This window comes from Parabacteroides sp. CT06 (assembly GCF_002257605.1).
In the GTDB taxonomy this organism is placed as follows: Bacteria; Bacteroidota; Bacteroidia; order Bacteroidales; family Tannerellaceae; genus Parabacteroides; species Parabacteroides distasonis.
Window position 1 is genome coordinate 965060 of the sequence record NZ_CP022754.1, and the last position, 26995, is coordinate 992054.

At 50.1% G+C, this 26995-nt stretch carries 25 protein-coding genes and 2 pseudogenes; 4 read left to right on the forward strand and 23 right to left on the reverse strand.

Going from position 1 to position 26995, the window contains the following annotated elements; genetic code table 11:
* Window positions 1-53 precede the first annotated feature (53 nt).
* From traM to CI960_RS04350, 13 genes are all read right to left on the reverse strand, one after another.
* Window positions 54-1403, reverse strand: coding sequence for a conjugative transposon protein TraM (gene traM, locus CI960_RS04290; RefSeq protein WP_007366504.1), 1350 nt, complete (start codon window positions 1401-1403; stop codon window positions 54-56).
* Window positions 1384-1692 carry a TraL conjugative transposon family protein gene (locus CI960_RS04295; RefSeq protein ID WP_007366505.1) on the reverse strand — a complete coding sequence of 103 codons (309 nt, stop codon included), beginning with the start codon at window positions 1690-1692 and terminating at the stop codon, window positions 1384-1386. The genes traM and CI960_RS04295 overlap by 20 nt, the downstream gene beginning before the upstream one ends.
* A gap of 6 nt (window positions 1693-1698) precedes the next feature.
* The gene (gene traK / locus CI960_RS04300; protein ID WP_007366506.1) at window positions 1699-2322 is read right to left on the reverse strand and encodes a conjugative transposon protein TraK; all 624 of its coding nucleotides are present in this window, start codon (window positions 2320-2322) and stop codon (window positions 1699-1701) included.
* Window positions 2323-2353: 31 nt separating this feature from the next.
* Window positions 2354-3358 (reverse strand): conjugative transposon protein TraJ, encoded by a 1005-nt coding sequence (traJ, locus tag CI960_RS04305; RefSeq protein ID WP_007366507.1) that lies wholly within the window; start codon window positions 3356-3358, stop codon window positions 2354-2356.
* 3 nt (window positions 3359-3361) lie between these two features.
* Entirely contained in the window at window positions 3362-3991 is a 630-nt protein-coding gene (locus CI960_RS04310) for a DUF4141 domain-containing protein (RefSeq protein WP_007366508.1), read from the reverse strand.
* Window positions 3992-4014: 23 nt separating this feature from the next.
* Window positions 4015-4395 (reverse strand): DUF3876 domain-containing protein, encoded by a 381-nt coding sequence (locus CI960_RS04315; protein WP_007366509.1) that lies wholly within the window; start codon window positions 4393-4395, stop codon window positions 4015-4017.
* Between the two features lie 49 nt (window positions 4396-4444).
* Window positions 4445-6949, reverse strand: coding sequence for a TraG family conjugative transposon ATPase (locus CI960_RS04320; protein ID WP_005850488.1), 2505 nt, complete (start codon window positions 6947-6949; stop codon window positions 4445-4447).
* Window positions 6946-7278 (reverse strand): DUF4133 domain-containing protein, encoded by a 333-nt coding sequence (locus CI960_RS04325; protein WP_007366512.1) that lies wholly within the window; start codon window positions 7276-7278, stop codon window positions 6946-6948. Before CI960_RS04325 ends, CI960_RS04320 begins: the two co-directional genes overlap by 4 nt.
* Window positions 7279-7288: 10 nt before the next feature.
* Window positions 7289-7600 carry a DUF4134 domain-containing protein gene (locus CI960_RS04330; protein ID WP_009016663.1) on the reverse strand — a complete coding sequence of 104 codons (312 nt, stop codon included), beginning with the start codon at window positions 7598-7600 and terminating at the stop codon, window positions 7289-7291.
* Window positions 7601-7802: 202 nt separating this feature from the next.
* Entirely contained in the window at window positions 7803-8537 is a 735-nt protein-coding gene (locus CI960_RS04335) for a hypothetical protein (RefSeq protein ID WP_007366514.1), read from the reverse strand.
* 20 nt (window positions 8538-8557) lie between these two features.
* Window positions 8558-8905 (reverse strand): DUF3408 domain-containing protein, encoded by a 348-nt coding sequence (locus CI960_RS04340; protein ID WP_028899187.1) that lies wholly within the window; start codon window positions 8903-8905, stop codon window positions 8558-8560.
* A gap of 2 nt (window positions 8906-8907) precedes the next feature.
* Complete coding sequence (locus CI960_RS04345) at window positions 8908-9348, reverse strand: DUF3408 domain-containing protein (RefSeq protein ID WP_007366516.1); 441 nt, start codon at window positions 9346-9348, stop codon at window positions 8908-8910.
* A 2-nt stretch (window positions 9349-9350) separates the two neighbouring features.
* The gene (locus CI960_RS04350; RefSeq protein ID WP_007366517.1) at window positions 9351-10400 is read right to left on the reverse strand and encodes a ParA family protein; all 1050 of its coding nucleotides are present in this window, start codon (window positions 10398-10400) and stop codon (window positions 9351-9353) included.
* A gap of 422 nt (window positions 10401-10822) precedes the next feature.
* Here CI960_RS04350 and mobA point away from each other — a divergent pair, with 422 nt between their 5' ends.
* The 3 genes from mobA to mobC are packed head-to-tail and all read left to right on the forward strand — an operon-like array spanning window position 10823 to window position 14518.
* The gene (mobA, locus tag CI960_RS04360) at window positions 10823-11248 is read left to right on the forward strand and encodes a conjugal transfer protein MobA (protein WP_005944180.1); all 426 of its coding nucleotides are present in this window, start codon (window positions 10823-10825) and stop codon (window positions 11246-11248) included.
* Complete coding sequence (gene mobB / locus CI960_RS04365) at window positions 11227-12477, forward strand: conjugal transfer protein MobB (RefSeq protein ID WP_007366518.1); 1251 nt, start codon at window positions 11227-11229, stop codon at window positions 12475-12477. Before mobA ends, mobB begins: the two co-directional genes overlap by 22 nt.
* Window positions 12478-12508: 31 nt before the next feature.
* Window positions 12509-14518 carry a conjugal transfer protein MobC gene (mobC, locus tag CI960_RS04370; RefSeq protein WP_007366519.1) on the forward strand — a complete coding sequence of 670 codons (2010 nt, stop codon included), beginning with the start codon at window positions 12509-12511 and terminating at the stop codon, window positions 14516-14518.
* Between the two features lie 41 nt (window positions 14519-14559).
* On the opposite strand, the gene CI960_RS04375 is transcribed toward mobC, so the two are convergent.
* The 9 genes from CI960_RS04375 to CI960_RS04415 all read right to left on the reverse strand — a co-directional run bounded on the left by CI960_RS04375 (window position 14560) and on the right by CI960_RS04415 (window position 25144).
* Window positions 14560-14952, reverse strand: coding sequence for a hypothetical protein (locus CI960_RS04375; RefSeq protein ID WP_007366520.1), 393 nt, complete (start codon window positions 14950-14952; stop codon window positions 14560-14562).
* Window positions 14945-16408: a Fic family protein gene (locus tag CI960_RS04380; protein WP_007366521.1), complete on the reverse strand. Its 1464-nt coding sequence runs from the start codon at window positions 16406-16408 to the stop codon at window positions 14945-14947. Before CI960_RS04380 ends, CI960_RS04375 begins: the two co-directional genes overlap by 8 nt.
* Window positions 16409-16558: 150 nt before the next feature.
* The gene (locus CI960_RS04385; RefSeq protein ID WP_007366522.1) at window positions 16559-17176 is read right to left on the reverse strand and encodes an RteC domain-containing protein; all 618 of its coding nucleotides are present in this window, start codon (window positions 17174-17176) and stop codon (window positions 16559-16561) included.
* A gap of 211 nt (window positions 17177-17387) precedes the next feature.
* The gene (locus CI960_RS04390) at window positions 17388-17801 is read right to left on the reverse strand and encodes a dihydrofolate reductase family protein (RefSeq protein ID WP_007366523.1); all 414 of its coding nucleotides are present in this window, start codon (window positions 17799-17801) and stop codon (window positions 17388-17390) included.
* A gap of 281 nt (window positions 17802-18082) precedes the next feature.
* Window positions 18083-19405, reverse strand: coding sequence for a sigma-54 dependent transcriptional regulator (locus CI960_RS04395; RefSeq protein WP_007366524.1), 1323 nt, complete (start codon window positions 19403-19405; stop codon window positions 18083-18085).
* Window positions 19398-21716 (reverse strand): ATP-binding protein, encoded by a 2319-nt coding sequence (locus CI960_RS04400; RefSeq protein WP_007366525.1) that lies wholly within the window; start codon window positions 21714-21716, stop codon window positions 19398-19400. Before CI960_RS04400 ends, CI960_RS04395 begins: the two co-directional genes overlap by 8 nt.
* Window positions 21716-23641 carry a tetracycline resistance ribosomal protection protein gene (tet, locus tag CI960_RS04405; protein ID WP_007366526.1) on the reverse strand — a complete coding sequence of 642 codons (1926 nt, stop codon included), beginning with the start codon at window positions 23639-23641 and terminating at the stop codon, window positions 21716-21718. The genes CI960_RS04400 and tet overlap by 1 nt, the downstream gene beginning before the upstream one ends.
* 256 nt (window positions 23642-23897) lie before the next feature.
* Complete coding sequence (locus CI960_RS04410; RefSeq protein ID WP_007366527.1) at window positions 23898-24755, reverse strand: GNAT family N-acetyltransferase; 858 nt, start codon at window positions 24753-24755, stop codon at window positions 23898-23900.
* Window positions 24756-24766: 11 nt separating this feature from the next.
* Window positions 24767-25144: a nuclear transport factor 2 family protein gene (locus tag CI960_RS04415; protein ID WP_007366528.1), complete on the reverse strand. Its 378-nt coding sequence runs from the start codon at window positions 25142-25144 to the stop codon at window positions 24767-24769.
* A gap of 117 nt (window positions 25145-25261) precedes the next feature.
* Here CI960_RS04415 and CI960_RS04420 point away from each other — a divergent pair.
* Window positions 25262-25540 (forward strand): annotated as a pseudogene (locus tag CI960_RS04420) (DUF418 domain-containing protein); the annotation flags it as partial.
* Between the two features lie 187 nt (window positions 25541-25727).
* Here CI960_RS04420 and CI960_RS04425 read toward each other — a convergent pair.
* Window positions 25728-26906: pseudogene (locus CI960_RS04425) on the reverse strand (DNA methylase); the annotation flags it as partial.
* Window positions 26907-26995: the final 89 nt, after the last annotated feature.

Below are 26995 nucleotides of genomic sequence, written 5' to 3' on the forward strand. Positions count from 1 at the left end.
TACTTTGAATTTAGTGGGTTGTTGTTATTGATTGGATTTCTTATGATTATACATCAGTTCTTCTCCTGATAGAGCATGACCCTGTACCCGGCTTTCAGATGCACTTTGACGGTGCGCATCTTCTTGGCAATGTACTGGCTCGTGCCTTGTATCAGCCCCTTGCCCAAGTCGGAGGCGAGCTGCGCCCCGGCATTGGTGGAGATGTTGATGCTACTGCCGAGCGAACCGCCCATGTTGGCGGCAACCTCCCTGACGGCGTTCATCTCCATCGAGTTGGGGATGAATATGCCGGGCTGCCCGTCCGTGTCATAGACCTCCAACTCCACCGGGATAACCGTACCGTCGTGTTCCAGCGAGGTGATTTCGATGCCGAGCCGTTCACCCTGAATCTTGGCTGCGCCGACCACCACCGCATTACGGGGGATGATCCGGTCTGCTACCGCCATCGGCTCCAACAGCCGCAACCTGACCGCCTGCCCGTCCGTCACGCTCTGCGCCCCATAGACGCATGCCGGTATGGTGTTCCTGTCCGGTACGGTTGTAACGCCCACCGCCGTGTTGAAACTGCGGTTGCGTTCCTGCGAGAAGGAAGCGACAAATTCGGCATTGCTCATGGGCTGTCCGAGCGAGGACACCACCTGATGCGTCACTTGCCTGACGGGTTTTGCCGTGTTCTTTCCGGTTTTCTGCACGGGGGACGGCTCTGCGGTCTGTCCCGCTGCCGCCTGCGTGCCGTTCTGACCGCCCATGTACTTCGCCGCCAGTTCGTAGGATTTTTCCATGAGTGCCACCTGCTCGTCCATCGTGGAGCTTCTCTCTTTTCCGCTTTCCAGTTCGGATTCGAGGGTGGCGATGCGTTCCAGCAGCTCGTCCATCTCCGCATTGTCGTTCTTCGGCTGCTCGTAGAAGTTGCCGAGCGTGGCATTGAGGTCACGGTAGGCGGCTGCCGAGGACTGGATGGTCTTCGGTGCTGGCTTCACCGCCTCTTCCGTTCCGCCGGGATTGGCAAGGTCGAAGTCGCTGTCCCCATCCGCTTCCACCGTTTCGCGGTCGAACAGGTCGCCCAACTGCTGCATGGCGCGGCTGCGGTTCTCCTGCCGTTCCTCCATTGCCCCCTGCTCGTAGGCTTTCGCCTTGTCACCGATAATCCGGCGGTTCTCCTTGTCCGCATCGGGCATCTCGATGTTGTAGCCGCTTGTTCCCGGCTCCTGCTCCTTGCCGGAGGACGGGGCGAATATCAGCCACATAGCCCCGATGAATACCAGCACCATAGCGGGAAGCACTATCATTTTCTGGCGTTTCAGCCGTTGGGCTTCGGTCAGCGGCTTGCGCTCCTTTTTCGGCTTGTCGTTGCCGGGAGCCGCCTTGTTTTCGTTCTTGGGTTCATTCTTCGTCTGTTCCATATAAATAAGGTATTACATTGTGATTGTTATCCGGCTTCACGGACAGTTCCACCTGTCCGGCATGGTCTATCTCCATCCGGCTGCCGTCATTCCTGCCGATGTCATAGACGGCTTTACCGAAGGTGTAGAGGGCAAGTGCGGCGAATGCGATGAGCATCGCCAGCACGATGCGCCTGCGTGTCTTCGGCGGCAAGCCGTCCAGATACCCTTTGAGCCGTTCCACCAGCATTTTCTTTTTGTCGTGGAGTTTCCAGTACGCACTCCACAGTGATTTCTTGATTTTCTTCATGTCCGTTTACCTTTTGATGGTTTGTAAATCTTTGTTCTCGATGATGGTGAATCCCTCGATGGTGAACCCGTTGGGGTTGTCGTCCGAACGGGACGAGTTCAAGAGGCGGCACGTGGTCACGAGGCTGCGCTCTGTGACGTTGCTCTGCCGGATGATTTTCTGCGTGGCGTAGGTCACGGTGCGGTAGGGATAGCCGTTGAAGTCGCACACCACGCTGTCCACCTTCAGCACTTGGTTGATGTTACCGGCGATGATGCGGTTGTAGTACCCCTTCTCGGCGAAGTCCGAATAGTAGTTGTACACGCTCTTGTCTGCCAGCAGCAACGCACGCTTCACGTTGTGTTCTATCGCGCTCTTTTCGGGCGAGAGCGTGAAGAACAGCTCGTGGAAGCGGCGCACATGCTCCCTCGCTTCCGCCGGACGGTTCTGCGAGAGGTCCTGCGAGAGTGCCAGCATCAGCGACTTGCCGTTGTCCAGCACATAGATCTTTTCCCGCTGCCGCTCCGCGAAGCGGTAGGAACTCCACACGCTCCATACCGTTATCACTGCGCACAGCGAGAGGAAGACGATACCGAACAGGCGTATCTGCCTGAACGATGATTCGATGTTTTTGAGTGACTTGAATTCCATTTTACTTTTTCCGTTTATAATTCCACATTGATTATTTCAGCAGTTTCCCGGCACGTCCGACCATGTTGCCTGCGGTAGCACCCGCCACGCTTCCCGCCATGCCTCCGGCGCGTCCCGCCATCTGGTTCACGTTGCGCCCGTAGCCGCCCATGCCCCCGGCTTGGATGATCCAGCCCGCCACCGTCGGAATGGTGAAGTAGCCGATGATGCCGATTATCATGAACACGATATACACCCCGTCGCTGGAATCCAGCGAGAAGTTGGGGTCGGTCTGCATGCGCTCGATGTCGCTCTGGAGCATCAACACCTGAATCTTGGCGAGTATGGTGCTGAATATGTCCGACACGGGCAGCCACAGATAGACCTGAATGTAGCGGCATATCCACTGCGTGAGCGTGCTTTGGAAGCCGTCCCACACCGATATGGCGAAGGCTATCGGACCGAGTATCGCCAGCACCACGAGGAAGAAGGTGCGGATGGTGTCTATCACGAGGGCGGCGGCTTGGAACATCAGTTCCAGTATCTCGCGGAAGAAGTCGCGGATGCCCTTCTTCATCTTGTACATCCCCCGGTCGATATACATCCCCGCCATCGTCACCATGTCGGAGGGCGACCAGCCCAATTCCTCCAGTTGCTTGTCAAACTCCTCGTTGGACACGAGGTAGGCGGTTTCGGGGTTGCGCACCATCGCCTCGTATTCCAGCCTGTCCTTCTGCTCCCGGTACTTGTTCATGTCCAAAGTCTGCGTTTCGAGCAGTTTCGCCGTACCCTGCACGACGGGCGAGAGGACGCTGTTTATCGTGCCAAGCACCACCGTAGGGAAGAACATGATGCACAGACCGACGGCAAAGGGACGGAGCATCGGGAAGACGTCTATCGGTTCGGCTCTCGCCAACGACTGCCATACCCGGTAGGCGACATAGAAGAGCGCGCCCAGCCCGGCGATGCCTTTCGCCACGCCCGCCATGTCGGCGCACAGCGGCATCATCTGCTCGTAGAGCGAGCGGAGAATCTGGTGAAGGTTGTCGAACTCCATAGGCTACCAGTATCTTTCGTTCATGCTCCCGTACAGCCCCATGATGCGGTCAAGGTCGTTTTTCTTCTTCGCACGCAGGTAGCTCACGCTGATATTCTTGTTGGTGTAGTAGCTCACGAGGTTGCGGTAACGCTTCATCTTGGAGTGGCAGCGTTCCACCACGTCCATGCGCTCCTTGTCCGTCATGGAGAGCGTGGTGATGTTCACCACGTTCTTCAACTCCGTAAGCACGTCATTGGATTCCTCCAGCAGCTTCGTGTACCCGAAGGCGATGGCTCCGAGTTCCTCCACCGTGAAGTTGTCGTCGCGCAGCATCTTCTGGAAGCTGGTCACGTAGATGTCCGTGATGTCGCCTACCATCAGTATGGTCTGCTGCACCTTGCGGGCGTCCTTGACCAGATTGTTCACGGATTTGAGGGCGTCGTAATACTTCTTGCCCTGCTCGTAGATTTTCACCGTTTCCTGAAAGTTATTCACCATGTTCGTGGCGGTCTTCGAGGTGTGGATGATGTTCTTCGAGGCATTGATGATGCCCTGCGCCAGATTGCCCGGATCGCTCACGACCCATTGGGCGGAAGCCCTGCCCGCGAGAAGCAGGCACAGGCAGATGACGAATGTTATTCTTGTTCTCATGTTTCTTTGGATTTTAGCGGTTCTTATTTTCCTGCCGGAGTTTCCGGCTGCGGCTTCACACGCACGTAGTCCCCGTTCGGTGAGAAGGTCAGCACGTCGGTGGCTTCGTTATACGCCACGTCGATGCGGAAGCCGGTGTTCATGAACAGGTTGCCGTTCTCCTCCTGCAAGAGGTAGGTTTCCGGTTTCAGCCTGCGGCGGATGCCGCTCCGTTTGAATACCGTCACCTTGTAGGCTTCGCCCTCCTTGTAGATAAGCACGTCGGGCTTGCCCTCCACGCTTTCCCAATTCCCGCACAGCAGGTCGCGGCGGTTCTCCGCCACGTCGCAGGATTGCAGCACCATGACCGCCAATCCGATCAGACACTTGCTGACTTGCAGCATCTTCATTCTTGATATGCTCATACGCTTTTCTTTTTTCGTTGATAAATCTGTTTTACCGATTATTGATTACTTACTGCTTGTTTCTCCGTCTTTCGGCAAGCTGTCGGATGGCGGCTTCGATGTCGCCGCCCAATTGCTCCGCCAGACGGTACACCTCCACCTTTTCCGTTTCCTCGGTGGTGTACGCCAGATACTCTTCCGCGCTCACCTCGGTGGCATAGACCGCCGACTGCGTGCCGCCCAAGCCTATCCACACCTCCTTGTAGAGCCGTGAGGGGTTGTTCGCCATGTTGATGGAGAGTATCTGCGACTTCTCCTTCTCCGTCAGTCCGAGCAACGCCTGAATCTGGTCGAACTTGTTCATGTACTTGCGCTGGTCAAGCAGGATTTTACAGTCCGAGTTGTTGATGATGCTCTCCTTGACGACGGGCGAGGAAATGATGTCGTCCACCTCCTGCGTCACCACGATTGCCTCACCGAAGTATTTGCGCACCGTCTTGTACATATAGCGCAGGTAATCAGCCATGTTCGCCGACGAGAGAGCCTTCCAAGCCTCTTCCACGATAAGCTGCTTTCTCACACCTTTCAGACGCCGCATCTTGTTGATGAAGGCTTCCATGATGATGATGGTCACTACCGGGAACAGTTCGCGGTTGTCCTTGATGGAATCGATCTCGAAGACGATGAACCGTTTGCCCAGCAGGTCGATGTTCTCCGCCGAGTTGAGCAGGAAGTCGTAGCGTCCGCCCCGGTAATACTGCCGCATGGTGGTGAGCATGTTGTCGATGTTGAAGTCCTCCTTCTCCACCTTGATGTCGCGTTCCGCCAGTTCCCTGCGGTAGTCGTCGCGCATGTACTCGTAGAAGGTGTTGAACGAGGGGACGATGCTCCGGTCAGCCCTGATGCGCTCGATGTAGGCACTCACGGCACTGCCCAATTCCCCGCTTTCGGTTTTCGTCACCTTGTCGTCCTCCGACTTCCAGAGCGTCAGCAGCAGCGTCTTTATGCTGTCCTTTTTCTCCACGTCGAACACGTAGTCGTCGGTATAGAACGGGTTGAAGCTGATGGGCTTCTCCTCCGTGTAGGTAAAATACACGCCGTCCGTGCCGCCCGTCTTGCGCCGTATCATCTCGCATAGCCCTTGATAGGAGTTTCCCGTGTCCACCAATACCACATGCGCGCCCTGCTCGTAGTATTGCCGCACGAGGTGGTTCATGAAGAACGACTTGCCACTGCCCGAAGGACCTAATACGAACTTGTTACGGTTCGTGGTGATGCCCCGCTTCATCGGCAGGTCACTGATGTCGAGGTGCAGCGGTTTTCCCGTGAGCCTGTCCACCATCTTGATGCCGAAGGGCGAGAGCGAGCTGCGGTAGTTGGTTTCCTCCGTGAAGAGGCACACCGCCTGTTCGATGAAGGTGTGGAAACTCTCTTCCGCCGGAAAGTCCGCCGCGTTGCCGGGCATAGCCGCCCAATAAAGTGTCGGGCAGTCGATGGTGTTGTGGCGCGGCACGCACTCCATGCTTGCCAGCTGGCTGCCCACGTCGTTCTTTATGTGCTTCAGCTCTTCCGCGTCGTCGCTCCACGCCATGACGTTGAAGTGCGCCCGCACCGAGGTCAGCCCGTAGGAGTGCGCCTCGTTCAGGTAGCGGTCTATCCACTCGCGGTTGATGCTGTTGCTCCGGCTGTATCGGGATAACGACTGCATATTCCTTGCGGACTTCTCGAATTTTTGAAGGTTCTCCTCGCTGTTGTCGATAATCACGTACTGGTTGTAAATGTGGTTGCAGGAGAGCAGCAGCCCCACCGGGGAGGCGAAGGAGAGGCGGCAGTCCGAGCGGTCGGTGGAGAGTTTCTCATACCGTGTGTCGGTAGCCACCGTGCCGGGAAGGTCTTCCGCGTCGGACAGGGTGTGCAGGCACAGGCGATTGTCGCCGATGCGCATCTCCCGTGCCGAGAGGTCTATGTCCTGTAACGTGGCGTCGCCTTCGGGCATGAGCGAGAAGTAACGCTCTATCAGTCCGGCTTTGCCGTCTGTCCCCACGATCTCGTCGGTGGAGAGGCGGCGCAGCCTGACAAAGCCGCTGTCGTTGATGATGCGCTCGAACTGTTCCGCAGCCTCCATGAACTTCGCGGCTGTTTCCTTGTCCAGTTCCTTCGGGATGATATGCCCCCGGCACAGCGTGCTGAAATTGCTCTGCATCCGGTTACGCTCCTTCGTCGTCTTGGTCAGGTAGAGGTAGCACGTGTGCTTCAGGTACGGTCGCTCGTTGAAGTGCCGCTCGAAAGAGCGGCTCAAAAAACTCATGTCGTCCTTGTGAAGTTCCGGCGTGTACTTCTCCTTGATGAACCAGTCCTGCTTGTGGACGACGGAGAAGTCCGGCAGCACCTTGATCGCCTTGCACCAGCAGCCGTGTATAGCCTCGTACTCCGCACCCGTCACGGTATAAAGCTCCGGCAGTTCCACCTCGAAAGCCACCGTGATGTCGGCGTCTTTGGAGATGATGCAACCTTGCTCCACCGCCAATAGCGGGAACTTGTTTTCCAGTGTTGTCATTTTGGATGTATTCCTCATGTCGTTTCTTCCTTTCGTTTCCGTTTGAATAATCGGGTGATCCGCCGCCGGTTGATAAGGTATCGGGGATGGCTCCTTGTTGCCCCTAATTTCATCAGTCCGTGTTCGCCGTACCGGGCGTTCAGCGCGAAGGTCTGCCATACGAGGATGGAAGACGATGCCACGCCGAAGCCGATACATACCCACTGGTCGATGCCGACCATGTAGAGGATGACGAACAGGACGAAGAGAGCCAGCAGACCTCCGCAGAAGATGAAGAGGTACTGAGCCTTCAAACCCTTGAACTCTACCGGACGGCCGATACCCTTGTTTATCGGGTATTCAGCCATACATTGTTTATTAAAGGAAGAATGAGCGCAGGATGGTGGCGGCGACAATCAGGAAGATGCACGCCCCGAACCACGAGGCGGCAGTCTTGGATGTGTCGGGATCGCCGGACGAGAATTTCCCATACACTTTCACGCCCCCGATAAGCCCGACTACCGCGCCGATGGCGTAGATGAGTTTCGTGCCGGGGTCGAAGTACGAACTCACCATAGAGGTGGCTTCGTTGATGCCCGCGATGCCGTTTCCCTGCGCGAAGGCGGAGGCGGTTGCGGCAACCAGAAGTGCCGCAGAGAGGATAAGTTTCTGTCTGTTGTTCTTGTTCATAAACTGTTCTTGTTTTGTGCCGTCCAAAGGGTGGATGGTCCTTTGTCGGGCGGTTGATACTCGATTACTTTACTTTGGTTTAGTGGGTTGCCCGTTTGTTTCTACGGACTTGGGTGTGTCCGTTGCGAATTGGCTGTACCTTGTACCGCCGTGCGCGTGGGTGATGCCGTCTTACGTTTTCATTCTCATTCTTTTTTAGTCGTTATACATAGTTGCGGATGTCGAAGTTCTCAATACTGTCCGGGACGACAAAATCCTTTTTCGGTTTATTCTTCTTCAGCCGGATTTCGATAAGTCCCTTGATGCGGATGCTCATTTCAGACGAGCCGGTCATCAGCTTCTCGTACAGCTCCGTCCCTTCCATGTCGGTGAAGACCTTTGCCGCCCGCTCCCGTTCCGTCGTTGTCGCTTCCGGGTTCTTGGCGGTTCTGACCGCATCGTCTATCTCGTCGAAACTGCTTCCCGATGCCCTCGGCGCGTCGGGCGTTTCTTCCTCCGGCTCGTCCTCCCCGAACTCCAGTTCCGAAGGCGTGAGGCTCGTGAAGGTTTCGTCGAGTTTATCCTCCGGGACTTGTGCGGGACGGGACACGGTTTCCGTGTTTCCGTCGTCAAAAGTAGTCTCTTCCTCCGTCAGCTCAATGCCTTTTTCCGAAGTGGCGGCTTCTTGCGTCGGTATGGCAGCGGTTGTCCGGGGCGATGCCATCCTGAAACGGCTCTTGCCGATGATGTCCGGGGTGTCTGCGGGCGGTGTGTCCCTTACCGTTTCGGGCTTTGCCGCCGTGCCGCCCAACGACCGCCACACTCCGGCTATGCTTCTTAGGAAGCGGACAAGTCTGGTTTCCATGATCCTGTCATAAAGGAGCAGGAACAGGAACCACAGGTTGCAGCCGACCGATACGGTCAGCAGAATATCAGTCATGCTTATTGTTTCACTCATGCACGTTCTCTTTTTGAGGGTTAAAATACTGCGTCGTAATTCTGGGCGTAAAGGCTCTTTATCGCCTCCTCGCACTGGTTGAAGTGGTGCGTAAGCACATGGTCGATGTAGGCGGACAGCGACAATTTGTCATGCCCGATCACACGGGTGATGCGCATGATGCGGTCGTGGTACTCCGGACGCACATACGCCATCTTTCCCTCGCGTGCCTTCACTTCGGCTTCACGGATGAACAGCCGTTCATAGTCCTTTTCACCGCATTTGCCGCCTAACGGCACGGGGGATAGGATTTCCACACTCGCCTGCACTTGGGCAAGCATACCGCCGCCGTCATGCTGCGGACTTCTGTTTTTCTGGTTCTTTTCCATATTCAAATCAAGTCTTCACGTTGTTTCTTGTACAGTTCGTTTATTTTCTCCTTGTGCTGTTCCAGATGTTGGCGCAGCACGGTGTCCACGTAGCCGCCTACCGAGATTTCACGCCCGGCGATGTCGTTCACGATTTTGAGAATCTTGCTGTGGACATCGCGGCTGATATAGACGCACTGGCGCGTCTTTATCTCGTTGCGGCGGAGGAACAGCCCGGAATAGTCGTCCTCCTGCCGTTTGCGGCGGACAGTGTCCCTCTGCGGTTTTTCCTTTGCCGTGTATTGCGCGGGCGGCGGTTCCGTTTCAGGGACGCTTTTTTCTTCGGGAGCAGGCGCGGGCGGCTCCTGCGCGTGGTACAGGGTCCCGTCCTGCCTGCGTCTGCCGATGGAGGCTATCAACAGTTCCTCGTCAATGCCTTCGGTGTTCACTTTCCTGCTGCCCATGATTATTGAGGTCTGATGATACGGCTTATCTCTTCCGAGAACTCACGGATGCCGCTCCCTTTCAGCAGGGACGCATCCATCGGGAAGATGGTCGAGCGGAACACGCTCTTGCGCTCTTCCGAGAGGTCGCGCCGGAACTTCTTGCTGTCGGGCAGGCGGGTGGACAGCACCGGCAGCCCCATCTCGGCGATCACATCCTCATACAGGTCGTAAAGCCCGTTCTTCTCCCTGCCGTCCACCATCGTCCAGAACAGGTACAGCCCTTTTGTTTTCGCCTGTCCCGTCGTCATGAGGTTGTCACGGAACATCACAGCGAATTGCAGGGTGCTTTCCACGACAAAACGGTCGGCACTCATGGGCGCGAAGATGTAGTCCATCTGCGAGAGGGTCTTGACCACGCCGTTGCTTTTCAGGGTTCCCGGCATGTCGAAAAACACGATGTCGGGTTTCACCTCTTCTTCGGCAAGCATCCTTTCGGCATCATCGAGGGCGTTAAGGGCGTCGCTTGCGATGACCGGGTAGGCGTTCTTCCTTATCTTGCGGAAGTGGTCACACGCGAGTGCCTTGAAATAGAGGCTCCCGCCGATAAGTCCCGTTTCACGTTCACGCAACCCGTGTATGCTGTGCTGCGGGGTGTCGCAGTCTATGACTGCGACATTGTGTCCTTTCACGTTGTGGAGGTAGTTGGCGGCAAGTGCCGTGACGGTGGATTTGCCGATACCCCCTTTCTGTGTTGCGAATGCAACGAATGTTTCATTACTCATGGTTCTGTTGGTTTTAATGGTTGATGAATTGTTTTCCTGCTCCGATACGGAATCGGTGACATGTATATCCGCGTCCGCGAATCTCTGACTGTCCGGTTCGTCACGTATCCGCTTCAACGGTGGGGCAGGGATTCGGATAACTGATGAATGACGACATTGCGTCATGAAGTCATTGAATCCGTGAATCACCGCGTCATTGTAAAACCGGGTATCCGAAGGTTCGGGTATCCGGTCAGGCAAATAGCCGCCGAAGCGGTTTGCCGGGTATTTGAAAGCCTCATTTTTCATATCTTCAAATCGTTCGTTTCTTGAATCATGCTGCAAATAAACAAGGATATTTTTGAACCTGTATCACTTCCCCGACAAGTGGCGGCATGTTGCGCCGGTTGGCACTGATTGTCCGGGTCAAGCCTCTGTCCGATACCGCTTTAAGGGCGTAACTTTGCACCCGAACGGCAGGGTTCGCCGCAGGTGGCGCAGCCCGGAGTTTGAAAGGCATTCCCCCAATCCGGCCCCGACGGATTTTTATGTTCGCCTGAACATAGCAAGATGTCTTTTCAGCCGCTCAAAACGTTTTGAGCAGCCACGAAAAGCACTTGCCCTTGCAGGGGGCGGGCTTCCTCTCCGAAGTCGGGAAGCTTTTCAAACCTGCGGTGTCTGTGACCCCAAGCGGCGGCTTATGCCGTCCATCCGCTAAATCCAAAGTTTATATGAAAGAGAAAAGAAACAAGACCGGGAGAAATCCCAAACTTGATCCGGCGGTATTCCGCTACACCGTCCGTTTCAACGAGGAGGAACACAACCGTTTCCTCGCCATGTTCGAGAAGTCGGGCGTTTACGCCAAGTCGGTTTTCATCAAGGCGCACTTCTTCGGGCAGCCGTTCAGGGTGCTGAAAGTGGACAGGACGCTGGTGGATTACTACACCAGACTGTCCGATTTCCATGCGCAGTTCCGCGCGGTAGGCACGAACTACAACCAAGTCGTGAAGGAACTCAGGCTGCATTTTTCCGAGAAAAAGGCAATGGCGTTGCTCTACAAGCTGGAGCAACAGACCGTCGAACTCGTGAAACTGAGCCGTCAGATTGTGGAACTTTCAAGGGAAATGGAGGCGAAATGGTCGCAAAAATCAGTGTAGGAAAGTCGCTGTACGGCGCACTTGCCTACAACGGGGAAAAGATCAACGAGGCGAAAGGGCGTCTGCTCACCACCAACCGCATCTACAATGACGGCACGGGGACGGTGGACATACGCAAGGCGATGGAGGGTTTTCTCGCCTGTATGCCGGAGCATACGAGGGTGGAGAAACCGGTACTCCATATCTCGCTCAACCCGCATCCCGACGATGTGCTGACCGATACGGAATTGCAGGACATCGCACGCGAGTATCTGGAAAAACTCGGCTACGGGGACCAGCCGTATCTTATTGTAAAGCACGAGGACATAGACCGCCACCACCTGCACATCGTGACAATCAATGTGGACGAGAAAGGCAGGCGGCTCAATCAGGATTTCCTTTTCCGCCGCAGCGACCGCATCCGGCGGGAACTGGAACAAAAGTACGGGCTGCACCCGGCGGAACGTAAGAATCAACGGATAGAGAACCCTCTGCGAAAGGTGGACGCTTCGGCGGGCGACGTGAAAAGGCAGGTCGGGAATACCGTCAAGGCTCTGAGTGGACAGTACCGTTTCCAGACGATGGGCGAATATCGCGCCCTCCTTTCCTTATATAATATGACGGTGGAGGAAGCGCGGGGAAACGTGTGCGGGCGTGAGTATCACGGGCTGGTCTATTCCGTCACCGATGATGCCGGGAACAAGACGGGCAACCCGTTCAAGTCCTCGCTTTTCGGGAAGTCCGCAGGCTATGAAGCCGTGCAGAAGAAGTTTGCCCGTTCCAAGCAGGAGATTAAGGACCGGAAACTCGCCGACATGACAAAACGCACCGTCCTTTCCGTGCTTGAAGGCACGTATGACAAGGAGAAGTTCGTTTCGCGGCTCAGGGAGAAGGGTATCGACACCGTGCTGCGCTACACGGAGGAAGGGCGCATCTACGGAGCCACGTTTATCGACCATCGCACGGGCTGCGTGCTGAACGGCTCGCGCATGGGCAAGGAACTTTCCGCCAACGCTTTGCAGGAACACTTCACGCTGCCTTATGCCGGACAGCCACCGATTCCGCTTTCCGTTCCGGTGGAAACAGTAGAGGATATGCGCGAACAGACAGCATCCGACCACGAGAACACGGCGGGAGGTATCGGTCTGCTCACTCCCGAAGGTCCGGCTGTGGATGCCGAGGAGGAAGCCTTTATCCGGGCGATGCAGCGCAAGAAGAAAAAGAAAAGGCGCAAGGGTTTGGGAATGTAATCGAGGTATCAACATCAAAATTTTTCAATCTATGTCACAACAAGAAGACGATTTGAGGGCATTGGCGAAAATCATGGATTTTCTGCGTGCCGTGAGTATTATTTTAGTGGTCATGAACGTGTACTGGTTCTGCTATGAAGCCATACGGCTCTGGAGCGTGGACATCGGCGTGGTGGACAGAATCCTGATGAATTTCAACCGCACGGCGGGGCTGTTCCGTTCCATCCTCTACACGAAACTGTTTGCCGTCCTCCTCCTTGCCCTGTCCTGTCTGGGAACGAAGGGCGTCAAGGGAGAGAAAATTACTTGGGGACGGATCTGGACGGCTCTTGCCGCAGGGTTCGTACTGTTCTTCCTCAACTGGTGGATACTGGCGTTGCCGCTACCGGTTGAAGCGGTGACGGGGCTTTACGTGCTGACCGTAGGCACGGGCTATGTATGCCTGCTGATGGGCGGTCTGTGGATGAGCCGCCTGTTGAAACACAACCTCATGGATGACGTGTTCAACAACGAGAACGAGAGCTTCATGCAGGAAACACGGCTCATCGAAAGCGAGTATTCGGTCAATCTGCCCACCCGCTTTTATTACAGGAAACGTTGGAACAACGGCTGGATTAACGTAGTGAATCCCTTCAGGGCTTCCATCGTATTGGGTACGCCGGGCAGCGGAAAGTCATACGCGGTGGTAAACAATTTTATCAAGCAGCAGATTGAGAAGGGCTTCTCGATGTATGTTTACGACTTCAAATTCAGCGACTTGTCCACGATAGCCTATAATCATCTGCTCAACCACCCGGAGGGATACAAGGTGAAGCCGAAGTTCTACGTGATAAACTTCGATGACCCGCGACGCTCGCACCGTTGCAATCCCATTCACCCGGACTTCATGGAGGATATTACGGACGCTTACGAAAGCGCGTACACCATCATGCTCAACTTAAACAAGAGTTGGGTGCAGAAGCAGGGCGACTTCTTTGTGGAATCGCCCATCATCCTCTTCGCGGCTATCATCTGGTATCTTAAAATTTTCCAAAATGGCAAGTATTGCACGTTCCCCCATGCCATCGAGTTCCTGAACCGCCGTTACGAGGATATCTTCCCGATACTGACATCTTACCCGGAATTGGAGAACTATCTCTCACCGTTCATGGACGCGTGGCTCGGAGGGGCTGCCGAGCAGTTGATGGGGCAGATTGCATCGGCGAAAATCCCGCTGTCACGCATGATTTCCCCGCAGCTCTATTGGGTGATGTCGGACAGTGAGTTCACGCTGGACATCAACAATCCCAAAGAGCCGAAAATACTCTGCGTGGGCAACAATCCGGACCGTCAGAACATTTACGGGGCGGCTCTCGGTCTGTATAATTCCCGTATCGTGAAGCTCATCAACAAGAAAGGGATGTTGAAGTCGTCAGTTATCATCGACGAGCTTCCGACGATATATTTCAAGGGGCTGGACAACCTTATCGCCACCGCACGAAGCAACAAGGTTGCCGTATGTCTGGGATTTCAGGATTTCAGCCAGTTGGTGCGTGACTACGGGGACAAGGAGGCGAAAGTGGTGATGAACACCGTCGGCAATATTTTCTCCGGTCAGGTGGTGGGCGAAACCGCCAAGACGCTCTCGGAACGGTTCGGAAAGGTGTTGCAGAAACGGCAGTCCATTTCCATCAACAGGCAGGATGTTTCCACCTCCATCAACACGCAGATGGACGCGCTTATCCCGCCGAGCAAGATTTCCGGCTTGACGCAGGGAATGTTTGTCGGTTCGGTGTCCGACAACTTCAACGAACGTATAGAACAGAAGATTTTCCACTGTGAGATTGTCGTGGATGCCGAGAAGGTCAAGCGCGAGGAGAAAGCCTACAAGCCGATACCCGTAATTACTGACTTCACGGACGAGGATGGCAAAGACTGCATGAAGGAAACAGTGCAGGCGAATTACAGGCGTATCAAGGAGGAGGTGAAACAGATTGTCGCCGACGAGCTGGAACGCATCGCGGGTGACGAAAATCTGAAACATCTGTTGCAGCAGAAATAGTATATCCGTTTATATATGGAAAATCCGTAGCCGACGACCGGTTACGGATTTTTATTTTCAGATTGGAGATGCTTGTTGATGGTGGTAATGACAAGCATGAGCAGATAGTTTTTCAGTTCTGTATCATCTTTTAGTAGTATGCTGTATTCTTCGGCGAAGATTCTCAACAGTCGGATTCTGAGTTTCGACATTTCCTCACCGAAAGGTATCTGCCGGTTTTCTTTCCAATACTCTATTGTTATAGAAGACGCCAACCATTTGAACTCCGCTTTCATTTCCTTGCGGAGTTTCTTGAAACGGGTTTGCTCGGTGACAGGCGGGTCATTGTATGGCATCATATCAACCGGGTCATAAATGGATATGCAACCGATGCCGTAATCCATGATTACAGGCAAGTCTGCATCTGAATCTTTCTTATGTTTCTTCTTAGCCATCCTTCCTGTTGCCTTTTGACAAAATGATTTTTCCAGCTTCAGTAAGCCTGTATTTTTGGTTGCGGTGCTTGGGATTTTCCGGATGGGTTTGTTCGACAAGTCCCTCTCTCAATGCAGGATTTAGGTAACTGGTAAGGAAATTATCACGTCCCCTCAAAGATAAACGCTCCATGATTTCTTTCAACGGCAAAATATCATTTCCCAAAGCTGATACAAGCGACATTACTTGTCCTGCTACTTGTCCTGCTACTTGTCCTGTTTCTTGTCCTGTTTCTTGTCCTGCCACCTTATATCTGAAGACAAGTTTCACTTCATTGGTTGTTATTTGATATTCAGGCTCCGGCAAATTAACCTTTTGACATTCTTCTATTATGAGATTTATGCCGCGTCCCCAGCTCTCCAATACTTTTCGCACATAAAGCGTGTCTGCAATTAAAGGATTATGGGGCTTTGAACCATGTTCGGATTTGATTTTATTCATATCCCATTCGGACGGAAACGAACCGGGATTCTCTATTTCAACACGGTCATCATAGATGGCTATGGCTACCGAACCTCCAATATCACGGTAACTCCTGTGACATAGGGAGTTGATTACAGCTTCTCGTATAGCCTTATGCGGTATTTCCAAATGTTCCTCACGCTCCAATGCGTCCGTTGTTCCGGATAATGAAAGATGTCTGAACACAAAAGCCATTGCCTCGTCAAGCAGATGGAACAAGTTCCCGTGTACCCGTTTGTTGTCTATAAATACGGTTTTGTCTGTACCTCTGAATCGGGCAAGTCGCAGCAAGTTCTGCGGATAATGTACCAGTTTCTTTTTGGCGAACAATACGGCGGCTGCATTTTTAAGTACACCGCCTTCAAGAAGATTCAGTTTTTCAAGTATGATAGGAACTTCGTCACCTGTCGATTCGGGTAAACGTCCGTACTCTATTCCTAAACGTACCGTCTTGTGGATTTCCTCTTCATCCAAATCCGTAATCTTCAAATCGGTATTCGGGTAGGTTTCCCAGCTATGCCAGACTTTTTCATGCTGCAAAAGAAGTTCATTATACTTTGATTGTGGCATCGTTGTGGTCGCACTTTCCACCCGCATATATGGTCTTCCTTTATAGCAGAACGGACGGTTGAGCCTTGAATCTTCAACACGAAAAACAATTACTTTCTTCTCACTGTCCGGCAGCGGTGCATAAGATATTTGTACCATTGCCACAGGCTCCAACCGGTTGATCGCGTCCGCTATATCCCTCTTGGTCTTGTCGCTCACGTCTTGTCCGATGATTTTTTCCTTGTCGGTAACACCGAACAATACCGTGCCGCCTTCTCCGTTAAGGAAAGCGCAAAGCGTTTCCATGCCACGCTCCAACTGTCCGGTGGTTTCCTTGAACTCCACCCGTCCGCATTCTTTTTCGGCTATCAGCCGTTTTACTATGTCGAGGTTGTCTATGCTCATATACAATTCTGTAAGGTGGGTACAAAGATAGTGCTTTTCGCTGGTTTTCGGGCGAATAGATAACGAAATGTATCTGCACGGCAGGTACAAAACCTACAAAAAATCAGAGAGTGGCATAACGTCACCCCCTGATTCATCATTGGTACAGGATTATTTTCTCAAACGTTCCATTTCCTCGTCGCGGAGCATCTTCTCGTTCAGTTTCTCCTGCATCCTGTCAAGGAAGTAGGTGCGGCTTTCGTTCTTCCGTCGTTTGATGTCGATATAGAAGCGGTAGCAGTCCTTTGATTCGACACCGAAAATCTTGTAGAGGAGCGGGGCGAGCTGTTTGAGCGGCATGTTGCCGTTATTGATGCAGCCCATCTCGTTGATGCCGTAGATAAGTTCCACGAGGTCGATGGCGTTGCCCGTCCATTGCAGGGGTGAGGCGGGATTTTCGGTTGTGTTGTCGGAGGATGTACGGATGGGGATTAGTGGTGACACTTGGGGAGCGGCAAGGAACTTCTGCATCTTCCTAACGAAAGAGAGTGCCTTGCTGATGTAGGCTGCAACCTCCCTCTTTTCTTCGGGAAGATTGCGCACGGGATGGTGCTGCAACTCGATTTCAATGTAAGCCAGCGCGATGATGGTGCGGGTGGTGTCCACATTGCCGTTGCATAGTTCGATCACTTGCGTGGCGAAAGCCGTGTATGCCGTTTCCATATTGCAGTCCCCGGCTTCGTTTATACGGCGGAAGAACTCTGTTTCCGTCAATAAGAAATAATTCATGTCCTGTCAATTTTGAAATTTTACACTCTGTTTTTTCGGTATGCGCACATGAATATGATTGGCAAAAAGCGTGTCCATAAAATAAAAAATCCGGCACGCTCTCTGCAAGGTGCTGGATTTCAGAGTGATAATTTCGCGATTTATTTATCTGAAAGGAATTGTATTCAGCTTAAAGTGTTCATTTACTGAACATTCGTCCATTTTATGGACATCAAACGCACGCTTTATAGATATGGCGGACCACTCCGTTGCGGTACACCTTCTGTGAGGTCAGCGTCCATTGTTCCTGCGGCAAGGCGGATTGGAAGAAACGCTTTCCCGTTCCGGCAATGAAAGGAATCGTGTAAAGTATGATTTCATCCACCACACGCATACGCAGCAGCCCGTTGATGTAGTCCGCTTTTTCAGGAGTGACTTCCGCCAGATAGCAGATGTCTGTTGTGGATTTCCGCCATTCGTCAAGCATGGAGATGGAATAATCCGGTGTGATATGATAAAGGGCGTTTTCCCTTATCTCATTGATGCCGCAATCTTCAAGGCGCAGTTCCTTATACGCTTTGCAATATAACTCGGAGCTTTGACAACCGTCTATCGTGAGGACGGCAAGAATCTGTACTTTACCCATTATCGTTTCCTTTCGTTGGGCAAGGGCAAAAAAGTAGCGTGCAAATCACACTACTTTCAAGCGACGGCTCTGGTAAAGCCTTTTACGGAGAGTACGTGAATGCACGCTATGCGTAGGCATAGCATAAGCATCACGCAATCGTCTCCGTAGTGTCAATTTACCAGATTTTCGCTCGAAACGCCTTGCGGTCTTATGTTATATATAGGCGGCAAAAGGCTCTGCCAGTCGCCGTTACCTTCTAATATGTCATGCAAAGATAGCCATTTTCAGCGAATTGCGGGCTATGGTTGCTCAAATTTATACTTCAATCCATATTCTTCCAGTTTATTATAGAGTGTTGTCCTGCCTATTCCAAGCAATTCGGCAGCAACCTTCCGGTTCCCGCCAGCCTGCTTCAAAGCACGTATAATCCGCTCTTTATCTTCCTCTTCGTTGCGTAGGGAGAAGCCGACAACAGAGGTTGTTTCGGTTATTCCAAGTTCCAGATGCTCTTTCGTGACAAGTCCCGTCTGAGCCTGCAACACCGCACCCATGATTTTCTGCCGAAGTTCGCGCACGTTACCCGGCCATGAATGGATCAGTAACACTTTCCGCGCTTCGGAACTGAAGCCACTAACATTGCATTCCAATTCCTTATTGGCAATCTCACGGAAGAACTCCGCCAGCGGCATGATGTCCTCCTGACAGTCACGTAAGGGCAGAACGGTTATCTCGAAGTCATGTAGGCGGTATAACAAATCCTGTCGGAAACGCTTTTCATTGACCGCCTTTTCCAGATCCTCGTTGGTGGCGGCGATGATGCGGACGTTGAAACTGCGGTCGGACTTGTCGCCAACGGGACGGAACCGCCGTTCCTGTATGGCACGGAGTAACATCTGTTGGGTTTCCGGTGCGAGATTACCCACTTCATCCAAAAACAATGTGCCGCCTTCCGCCTCGTGGAAATAGCCTTTCTTTGTGTTTTCAGCACCAGTGAACGCTCCTTTAACGTGTCCGAAGAACGCCGATGGCGCAAGTTCTTTGGTGAGTGAGCCGCAGTCCACCGCCACGAAAGGCTTGCCTGAACGCTTGCTTTTATCGTGCAGTAGATGGGCAATATGCTCTTTGCCAGTACCGTTCTCCCCGAATATCAGTACGCTCATGTCGGTAGGAGCTACCAGCCTTATCCGGTGCATGATTTTCTGAAAGGCTGAACCGTCACGGGCAAATACGGGCATGCGGCTTCGCCCGATATTCCGCTCTTTCAGTATGGTGCGGAGCAAAGGCACGAGTTTGTCCTCCACGAGTTGCTTGGGTATGTAGTCCAGCGAACCGAGTTTCATGCTTTCAACCGCCGTATGTACTTCGGCATAGTCGGTCATGATGATGAACGGCTGCGTCATGCCTTCTTTGCGCATCCAGCGCAATAGGTCGATGCCGTCACCGTCAGGCAAACGCAAATCAGAAACTACTATATCATTGTCAGCGGCTTGTTGCAGAAGTTTCTTCGCTGTCGAGAGGTGGAAAGCCTGCACGGTACGGAATTTCTCCCGTGCCAGCAGGTTGCAGACAAACTCGCAATATACGATGTTGTCCTCCACCACGATGATTTTTGTTTTATCCATTTTCGTATTTTCTCCTTTCTTCTTTTGCCAGCCGGATTATCTCCGAACCCTTATCCAATACGGCAGTCACGGCGTTGTTCAATGCTTCATAATCGGGAACGGCACTCCCATGAAGCTGTTTATAAAGTTCCCTTAATGGTTGGTCGGCACGCAGTATCTCCCACGAACTACGTAGGTGGTGTGTCAGGGCGTCCAGTTCTTGAAAGTCTTTCCGTTGTTCCCCATCCCTGACCGACTGCATTTCCTTTTCGGTTTCCGCTATCAGTTTATCCAACATGACGGATTCATTGCCGTAAGACAGTAGGGAGGAGAAATCAGGCTTTTCATTTTGTTTACCTTTCATGGCGCACTTGTCGGAAACTTCCATCAGCTCCGATATGGAAAACGGCTTGAGAAGGCAATCAGAAAATCCACGTTCTAAAAGTTCCTCTCTGTTGCAACTGCCCGAAGCGGTTGTTACAATAATCGGAATGATCCTTGAATTGCCCACATTGGAGGTGCGTAGCAGTTCCAACAGCTCGAAGCCGTTTATATCCGGCATATTCAAATCGGTCAGAAGCAGACTGTATTCTTTCCGGCGTATCATTTCCATCAGTTCCGCCGCATTGGTACAGGTATCGCAATGTATCCCTTCTTGTGCATACATTTCTTTCAGCATTAGGAGAAGTACCTTGTCATTGTCGATGGCAACAATATCATGGAGTGTTCGGTTATGATGAATCTGTGTTTTATTTATCCGTTCCGGCAATTCCTCGGCTGACTGCATGGGTATCTCCACCGTGAAACGGCTGCCCTTGCCTTTCTCGCTCTTCAGCTGGATTGTGCCGCCGAGCATTGTCACAATGCGCTGAACAATGGAAAGACCTAATCCGAAGCCGTCCTTTGCGGCAGCGTTTGACAAACGTTCAAACGCACCGAACACACGTTGCTGTTCCTCTTCGGTCATACCCGAACCCGTATCTTTGACGATAAGTTTCAGCATACCGTTATCATACCCCATTGTCAGAGAAACGGCACCGTTCTCAGTGAACTTGATGGCGTTTGACAGCAGGTTATTTCCAATTTGTAGAATGCGTTCCTTATCGGTCAGTACAACAGCATCCGTGTGATTCGTCACAGTAAGAGCAAGTCCCTTGTTTATGGCAATTGGCATAAACTCTGATTCGAGCGTATGCGCTATTGATGAAATCCTACACGTGGAGAAATTAGGTTGTTCCTTGCCGTCGTCCAGCCGGAAGAAACTCAGAAGAGTATTAAGCATTTCACGCATACGGTCGGAGGATTGCTGAATATTTCGGATATACATCCCGGTTTTATCCGCATTGAAGTTTTTTTGTATCAGTCCGGCATAGCCCGTTATTGCAGTCAGCGGTGTGCGTAATTCATGGGTAATGGTATGTACGGCTTTCTTGCGGGAGGTTATCAGTGCCTCGTTTCGCTTTGCCATTTGTTGCAGTCGCTCGATTAAATCTGCGGTTTCCTGTTTATATCGCTTGATGCGGTTGGCATTTCGGTGTATGATGATATATGATATGACCAGTAGCAGTATAACGAACCCTGTCAAGCCCCCAATCTGAATGAACGACCGTTCCCGCATGGCTGTTATCTCGGCTTCCCGCTTTTGTAGGTCAGTTTGTACTTTCCCGTCTATTTGAACAACCAGTCCTTGCAGTTGCCTGTTAAGTTCCGCATTTCGTGCGGCAAGGCTATCGGCATGAACCGATAAGCGGCGGCTTTGCGCCTGTTGTTCGGTTCTCATATTCCGGTTAAAGGAACGGTGCATCGTGGTAGTCACAGTTGGTTTCGCTTCTTCCTTTTTGCCGAAGATGCCCAAGAAACCTTTGCGCTTGGACTTCTTGGGCTGTTCCTGCACACTCTTCTGCACGATTACAGGTACTTGACTGGTTATCTTATCGTTGATGGCTTGTTGTTGTTCAAGTATTTGAACGATTTGGCACATCTGCCGTTCCTTATCTTCGAGAAGATGGCGTACGCTGTCTATACGCTCTGCCGGATAGGTAGCTTTGAAACGGCAGAGCATACTATCCATTGCCATACGCTGTGCATGGTAATGTTCGATATCTTTATCGTTCCATTCCAGTATTGTTTCACCAAATAGAGAAAATTTTATCATTTGAATATTGATATTGTTTATCTCTTTTCGGAACTCGTCTATTTTTTTATTGTCAAGTTCTAATGCTTCTATCTCCTGCCATTCATAGAAGCTATTATATGCTATACATCCGATAAGAACGGAGATAAGTATATACCCCAACCGTATTGTCTTATAGAAATTCCTGGATCGTTCCATTATTTTGATGATACTGATTTTTCAAACATGAATAAAAGTTTATCCTTTTCTTCCATACGGGTATTATCAGAATAACCGCCTTTTGTTATTTGATACCCACACGGCTTAACCATAAAAGTGCCTAAGCCTTTAGTGTATGAACTTACTTCTGAAGCATAGTCTTTACTTGTATTTAATGGAACTTTCCCTTCAATAAGACACCACTCTTTATTACAACTGATACCTTTAATCTCAGACATCATTTTTTGCAGATCTGTAATAGCTTTGGAACTTGCTACTTGTGGTATCTGTAACTCAAAATAGAGCATCGGTTCGAGAATATCCACTCCTGATTGTTGCAAAGCCAACCTGAAGACATAAGGAGACAATTGTCTAAAATCGGCAGGGGTACTTATCGGACTATAATAAAGGGCATAAGTAAAGGTTACTTTCAAATCCGTCACTTCCCATCCATGCAATCCCGATTGGCAAGACATACGGATTCCTTCAAAAACGGCATTTTGAAAAGAATGGTTCAGATAACCAAAGGAGATTTCACTTTCGATTTGCACCCCTGACCCTATCGGTAAAGGTTCCAGAGTCAGTCCTATTGAGGCCCAGTAAGGGTTGGGAGGGACTTCGATATGGATAATCTTATTCACCTTCTTTTTAGGTCGTTCTTTGTAGATAGTCTTGATTTCATCAAAATGGGTCTTTACGGAGAATCGTTCTTCCAGCAATGTTTGTATGATTTCTTTTTGGGTTAAACCATATAACGAGATTTCCAATTCATCACTATATGAATTTATGGAAAAGGACAGAGACGGGTCTTCAATAAACAATACATTTAGAGCGGATATCAACTTGCTTCTCTCTTCGGGCTTGTCTGGTCGGACAGAAGATTTGAGGGCGGGATGCTGATGAGATAATCCTTGAATCAGACAAGGTTTAACACCTAAATAATCTCCGATTCTTAATTCTTCTATATCTTCTATAATTGCGATATCATTAGCAACCACTTCATCAACATTTATCTCTTTGCCCTGATAAATGGTTTTTAGATTTTTAATCTTGATGAATTTTTCCGAATCATTGACTTTTATAACGGTTCGAAGTCTCAGACTTCCGTCAATAATTTTTAGAAAACTTCTTTTATGCCCTTTGGGGTCATGTTCTATTTTATAAAGATAAGCTGAAAGTCTATTTGGGACTGATGCCGGAGGAAATATAAAAGAAATGATGGCGTCTAACAACTCATTGATGCCAATATTGCACATTGCTGATCCATGCAAGACCGGATAGGCTTTGGCTTTTGCCACAAGAGCGATTATCGCATTCCAATAATCTGCCGGTAAGATTTCTTTATCCGCCAAATATAGTTCTAATATATCGTCGTCATGGTTGCATACAAATTCTTTGTGTTCTGCCCTTATATCTGTTGAGGTGCAAATCGGGTAAACTACTCCATCGACAACCGTTTGCATAAACAAGACGTCTTGCGACAGATTTGTTTTTATGTCCAGATATAAACGCTCAAGATTTACGCCGGCACGATCAATCTTATTGATAAATATAATTGTCGGGATTTGCAGTTTTTGCAAAGTCTTGAACAGCAACTTTGTTTGTGCTTGTATGCCTTCCTTTGCCGATAATATGAGGACTGCTCCATCAAGCATTTTGAATGTCCGCTCCACCTCTGCAATAAAATCCATGTGTCCCGGAGTGTCAATGATATTGCATTTCACACCATTCCAAACAATAGATGTCGTAGAAGCCCGAATAGTAATTCCTCTACGTTTTTCTATATCCATAGAGTCTGTTATGGTGTCACCTTTATCAACACTGCCGCGCTTTTCCGTTGCTCCGCAGGCAAATAGCAGATTTTCGGTTACGGAAGTTTTTCCTGCATCAATGTGAGCAAGAATTCCTAAATTTATAATGTTCATTTGATTAAGCAATAATATACTACAATAGATGCATTGCCGAAACGCACCTTTTAATACCTCCTCGTAGCATGTGGAAAACTACAGGATTCTTAACTCGTATTAATATGTATATTATTACTGCCGCATAATTGAACGCAAATTTACGAAAAAAAAGTTCCCTGACAAAAGCACAAAGAACTTTTTTAATCTATACGTATTTTTATTTGGTATTATTAATTTGTTATTTGATGATGAGGGCTATTCATATAAATGTAGGTTAAATTTTTCTGACCATTTCAAACTGTTGTCCTTTTGGGGTAAGTCCTAATGATGACAAGAAACCAGTGACTGATTCACAATCGCAATCAACATTAGTAAATTTGAGTACATCGCTTTGAAAATGACTGACAGCACTTTTAAGCAAGGACTTGCCTATTCCTTTACGCCGGTAATCTTTTGCAACTGCGAGGGATGAAATATCGCCTGATGCCGGTTCAAAGATAACAAATCCGACAAGTTCTTCTCTTTCATAAGCTCCCAATATGTCCAAATTGTCGATTCCGCGTTCCAGTGAAGCCCTGTCATTTTGCCATGAAGGATGAAAATCGAACCAGGCCGTTTGGTTAAGGCAGTTTTTTAAATCCGATGGGAGTATGCGACATGCAGTATGGTTTACTTGCAATACAGGAACAATATCGCTCAGTTTGGCAGAGTAGTAGTTGAAATTTCTCTGTGTTTCAAAGCCTAATTTGCGATATATTTTTATTGCTTTGTGATTGTGTTGCAAAACTTCCAGTACATATTGCCGAACTCCTTGTTGATATATCAATTCGAGGCTGAAAGTGAATATTTTTTGGGTTAGGTGTAATCCCCGGAATGAAGGTACGGTTCCCGTCCCTGTGTCATAAGCCGTCAAGATGTTGTTGTACATGCCTGTTCCGTTAAACACAAAAGAAATCAGCCGTCCTTCGAAAAATGCTCCGAAAGATAGTTGTGGATTGTATCCTCGTCGGTCGAGCATGCGTCGCAATTCATCCGCATTCAAAGAGAAATCATAATCTTTGAATGCGGATGAGAATGCCGCATACAAATCTTTGAAAGAAACGGACTCTAAAGAATGAATGATGATTCCCATATCGGACGGTGTTATGTGTTTGGATTTTTATCACTATTCTCTACGGTTAAACCGTGCTGTTTGAGAAAGCTGAGCTTATCCCAATAACCTCTTTGGAAAACGATTTTATCGTTTTGCACATGGAAGAATCCGCATCCTCGCAACCCGAGCGGATCTTTCCATTCCATGATAGCCCATTCTCCATCCTCGAATATATGCTCAACAATACAAACCATTTTTGAGGTTGCAAATTCATTTACAAACATTTTATGGATAGCTGTTTTTCCTATAACCGGGGTGTTTGCGACTTGATGGTTTATGGCATCCTGAGCGTATAAGTTTGCCAAAGCGACTGCATCGGCGGCGTTGAAGCAGTCAATCCATTCTTGTAGTATCTCTTTTGGCGTCATATTTTTCGTATCTTTTATTCTTTAATATTTAATTGTTGCTTTTTCCTCTATAAGTTAGAATTAGATATTTTTCTAATTCCTTTTGAAATGATCATCAAAAACAAAATTAGTATTTTTTTCTGTTTTACTGATGATTCTGTAGAAATATTCTCGTTCATATTATTGTGTCATAAGGAACGTGTCAAAAAAGCGGTTTCCACATTACAGCTTTATGGTAAAATGAGTTTAACCAACTACATAACGCAATCTGTTGTCGGTACTGTTATCTATTTCCCATTCGTATTCTATTTAGCCCCTTATTGTGGGTATGCAGCAAGTTATCTTATCGAATTCACTCTCTTTGGGAGTCAAATATGGTTGTGCAAATGGTGGCTGACAAAACATAAACAAGGTTAGTTGGAATATTTTTTGGTATAATGTTTATAAACATAAATCAAGAAAGAATAAATAAATTTAATAGAGGCTGCCCAAAAAGAAAGAAATCCTTACAATCACTCTTCTACAGATACTTGCAGAGGGGATAAGATTTACTTTTAGACCTTTTGGATAGCCCCTATTAATATTTTATATAAAATTCATAATTTTAAATTTTTATCCCTTTCGATCGGTTTTCATCCTTAAACTGAAAACCCGGACGCCCGATAATGATATGATTGGCAATGAAATTGCCAGACGGACTTCGTTTATCCATCGGGCTGCGTATCGGTGGTGCATCATCGGTTTGTTGTGGCGATATGCTCCGTACACCTTCCGAAACAGGCTTGACCTCCTGTCCGTCGTTCTCCTTTTCGGCGACATCGGGTGTAGGCGGCGCAAGCTCTAACTGTATTTTGCGGTCAAGCGCGGCAAGTTCGGACTTCAACTGTTTCAGTTCGTCCTCCTTTTTCCATACCTTACTTGCTATCTCCTGCAACTGTGGGACTTCCTTTTCCAGCACCTCGTTCTTTCCCTTATACTGGTCGATGATGGACGGAATCCTCTCCAATGCGTTCAGGAAATTACGTGCGGCGGCTACCGGATCAGCCATCGCCAGATGCCCGTTATTGTAAGTGTACTTGTAGTTTCCCTCCACCACGAAACGGTTGTCGGTAAACTCCAGCCCCTCTTTGAGTATTCTCTCGCTGACCACCTTTATCGGAAAACCGTAAAGTTCCCCGACAGGCTTGTACAAACCGCCCGTCGTGGCGTTCTTGGCGATTTCCTGCAAACGCTTTCCGATAACCTTTTCATCGGTAGAATCCACACCGTCCACCTTGACAGCATTCTGGCGATTGCCCTCCTTATCGGTCTTGACAACGGAAAGAAAGCGGTTCCAATCTTCCGTCATGGCTTCGATTACCGCCGTATTGTTGCGCAGTTCCCCCGTCTTGGCTTCCAGCTTGAACTCCGAATCGCGCTTGCCCTTGTTGAACGACTTGCGTTCCCCTTCGAGCGAGGCGATACGCTTTTCCAGTTTCGCCTTGTCCAAAAGGTCGGTATTGCCGGAGAGCAACGCCATGTACTCCGAGAAGTTCATGCCCGATTTCTCGTCCATAGCCCCCTCGTCGATGGTACGCGCGCCCATCGCCCCGCTTTTGAGCTGCGAGATGAATGTCTGCTTGCAGTGCAGCAGGTTGAACTTGTAGCTGTCCAGCGACTTTTCCACAGCGTAGATGATGACATCCACGTTGTTCCCGGCAAAATGCTTGGCAATCTCGTTGCCTGCCCTGACTCCCCGTCCGTCACGCTGTTGTAGGTCGGACGGACGATCGGGTAGGTCAAGGGCATTACTGCCCTCTTCCCCCCTCAGAACCGTACGTGAGGGTTTCCCCTCATACGGCTCAAGCTTTTCAAAGTCTCTGTTCGTGTGCA

Bases quoted from the DNA above. Each gene is read 5' to 3' on its own strand.
- traJ (WP_007366507.1), bottom strand. From the start codon at position 3,358: ATGGAGTTCGACAACCTTCACCAGATTCTCCGCTCGCTCTACGAGCAG.
- tet (WP_007366526.1), bottom strand. From the start codon at position 23,641: ATGAACATTATAAATTTAGGAATTCTTGCTCACATTGATGCAGGAAAA.
- CI960_RS04335 (WP_007366514.1), bottom strand. From the start codon at position 8,537: ATGAGTGAAACAATAAGCATGACTGATATTCTGCTGACCGTATCGGTC.
- traM (WP_007366504.1), bottom strand. From the start codon at position 1,403: ATGGAACAGACGAAGAATGAACCCAAGAACGAAAACAAGGCGGCTCCC.
- CI960_RS04350 (WP_007366517.1), bottom strand. From the start codon at position 10,400: ATGAAAAATGAGGCTTTCAAATACCCGGCAAACCGCTTCGGCGGCTAT.
- CI960_RS04295 (WP_007366505.1), bottom strand. From the start codon at position 1,692: ATGAAGAAAATCAAGAAATCACTGTGGAGTGCGTACTGGAAACTCCAC.
- CI960_RS04385 (WP_007366522.1), bottom strand. From the start codon at position 17,176: ATGAATTATTTCTTATTGACGGAAACAGAGTTCTTCCGCCGTATAAAC.
- mobA (WP_005944180.1), top strand. From the start codon at position 10,823: ATGAAAGAGAAAAGAAACAAGACCGGGAGAAATCCCAAACTTGATCCG.
- CI960_RS04415 (WP_007366528.1), bottom strand. From the start codon at position 25,144: ATGACGCCAAAAGAGATACTACAAGAATGGATTGACTGCTTCAACGCC.
- traK (WP_007366506.1), bottom strand. From the start codon at position 2,322: ATGGAATTCAAGTCACTCAAAAACATCGAATCATCGTTCAGGCAGATA.
- CI960_RS04340 (WP_028899187.1), bottom strand. From the start codon at position 8,905: ATGGAAAAGAACCAGAAAAACAGAAGTCCGCAGCATGACGGCGGCGGT.
- CI960_RS04395 (WP_007366524.1), bottom strand. From the start codon at position 19,405: ATGGATAAAACAAAAATCATCGTGGTGGAGGACAACATCGTATATTGC.
- CI960_RS04320 (WP_005850488.1), bottom strand. From the start codon at position 6,949: ATGAGGAATACATCCAAAATGACAACACTGGAAAACAAGTTCCCGCTA.
- mobB (WP_007366518.1), top strand. From the start codon at position 11,227: ATGGTCGCAAAAATCAGTGTAGGAAAGTCGCTGTACGGCGCACTTGCC.
- CI960_RS04390 (WP_007366523.1), bottom strand. From the start codon at position 17,801: ATGGGTAAAGTACAGATTCTTGCCGTCCTCACGATAGACGGTTGTCAA.
- mobC (WP_007366519.1), top strand. From the start codon at position 12,509: ATGTCACAACAAGAAGACGATTTGAGGGCATTGGCGAAAATCATGGAT.
- CI960_RS04310 (WP_007366508.1), bottom strand. From the start codon at position 3,991: ATGAGAACAAGAATAACATTCGTCATCTGCCTGTGCCTGCTTCTCGCG.
- CI960_RS04325 (WP_007366512.1), bottom strand. From the start codon at position 7,278: ATGGCTGAATACCCGATAAACAAGGGTATCGGCCGTCCGGTAGAGTTC.
- CI960_RS04315 (WP_007366509.1), bottom strand. From the start codon at position 4,395: ATGAGCATATCAAGAATGAAGATGCTGCAAGTCAGCAAGTGTCTGATC.
- CI960_RS04375 (WP_007366520.1), bottom strand. From the start codon at position 14,952: ATGGCTAAGAAGAAACATAAGAAAGATTCAGATGCAGACTTGCCTGTA.
- CI960_RS04330 (WP_009016663.1), bottom strand. From the start codon at position 7,600: ATGAACAAGAACAACAGACAGAAACTTATCCTCTCTGCGGCACTTCTG.
- CI960_RS04345 (WP_007366516.1), bottom strand. From the start codon at position 9,348: ATGGGCAGCAGGAAAGTGAACACCGAAGGCATTGACGAGGAACTGTTG.
- CI960_RS04400 (WP_007366525.1), bottom strand. From the start codon at position 21,716: ATGGAACGATCCAGGAATTTCTATAAGACAATACGGTTGGGGTATATA.
- CI960_RS04380 (WP_007366521.1), bottom strand. From the start codon at position 16,408: ATGAGCATAGACAACCTCGACATAGTAAAACGGCTGATAGCCGAAAAA.
- CI960_RS04410 (WP_007366527.1), bottom strand. From the start codon at position 24,755: ATGGGAATCATCATTCATTCTTTAGAGTCCGTTTCTTTCAAAGATTTG.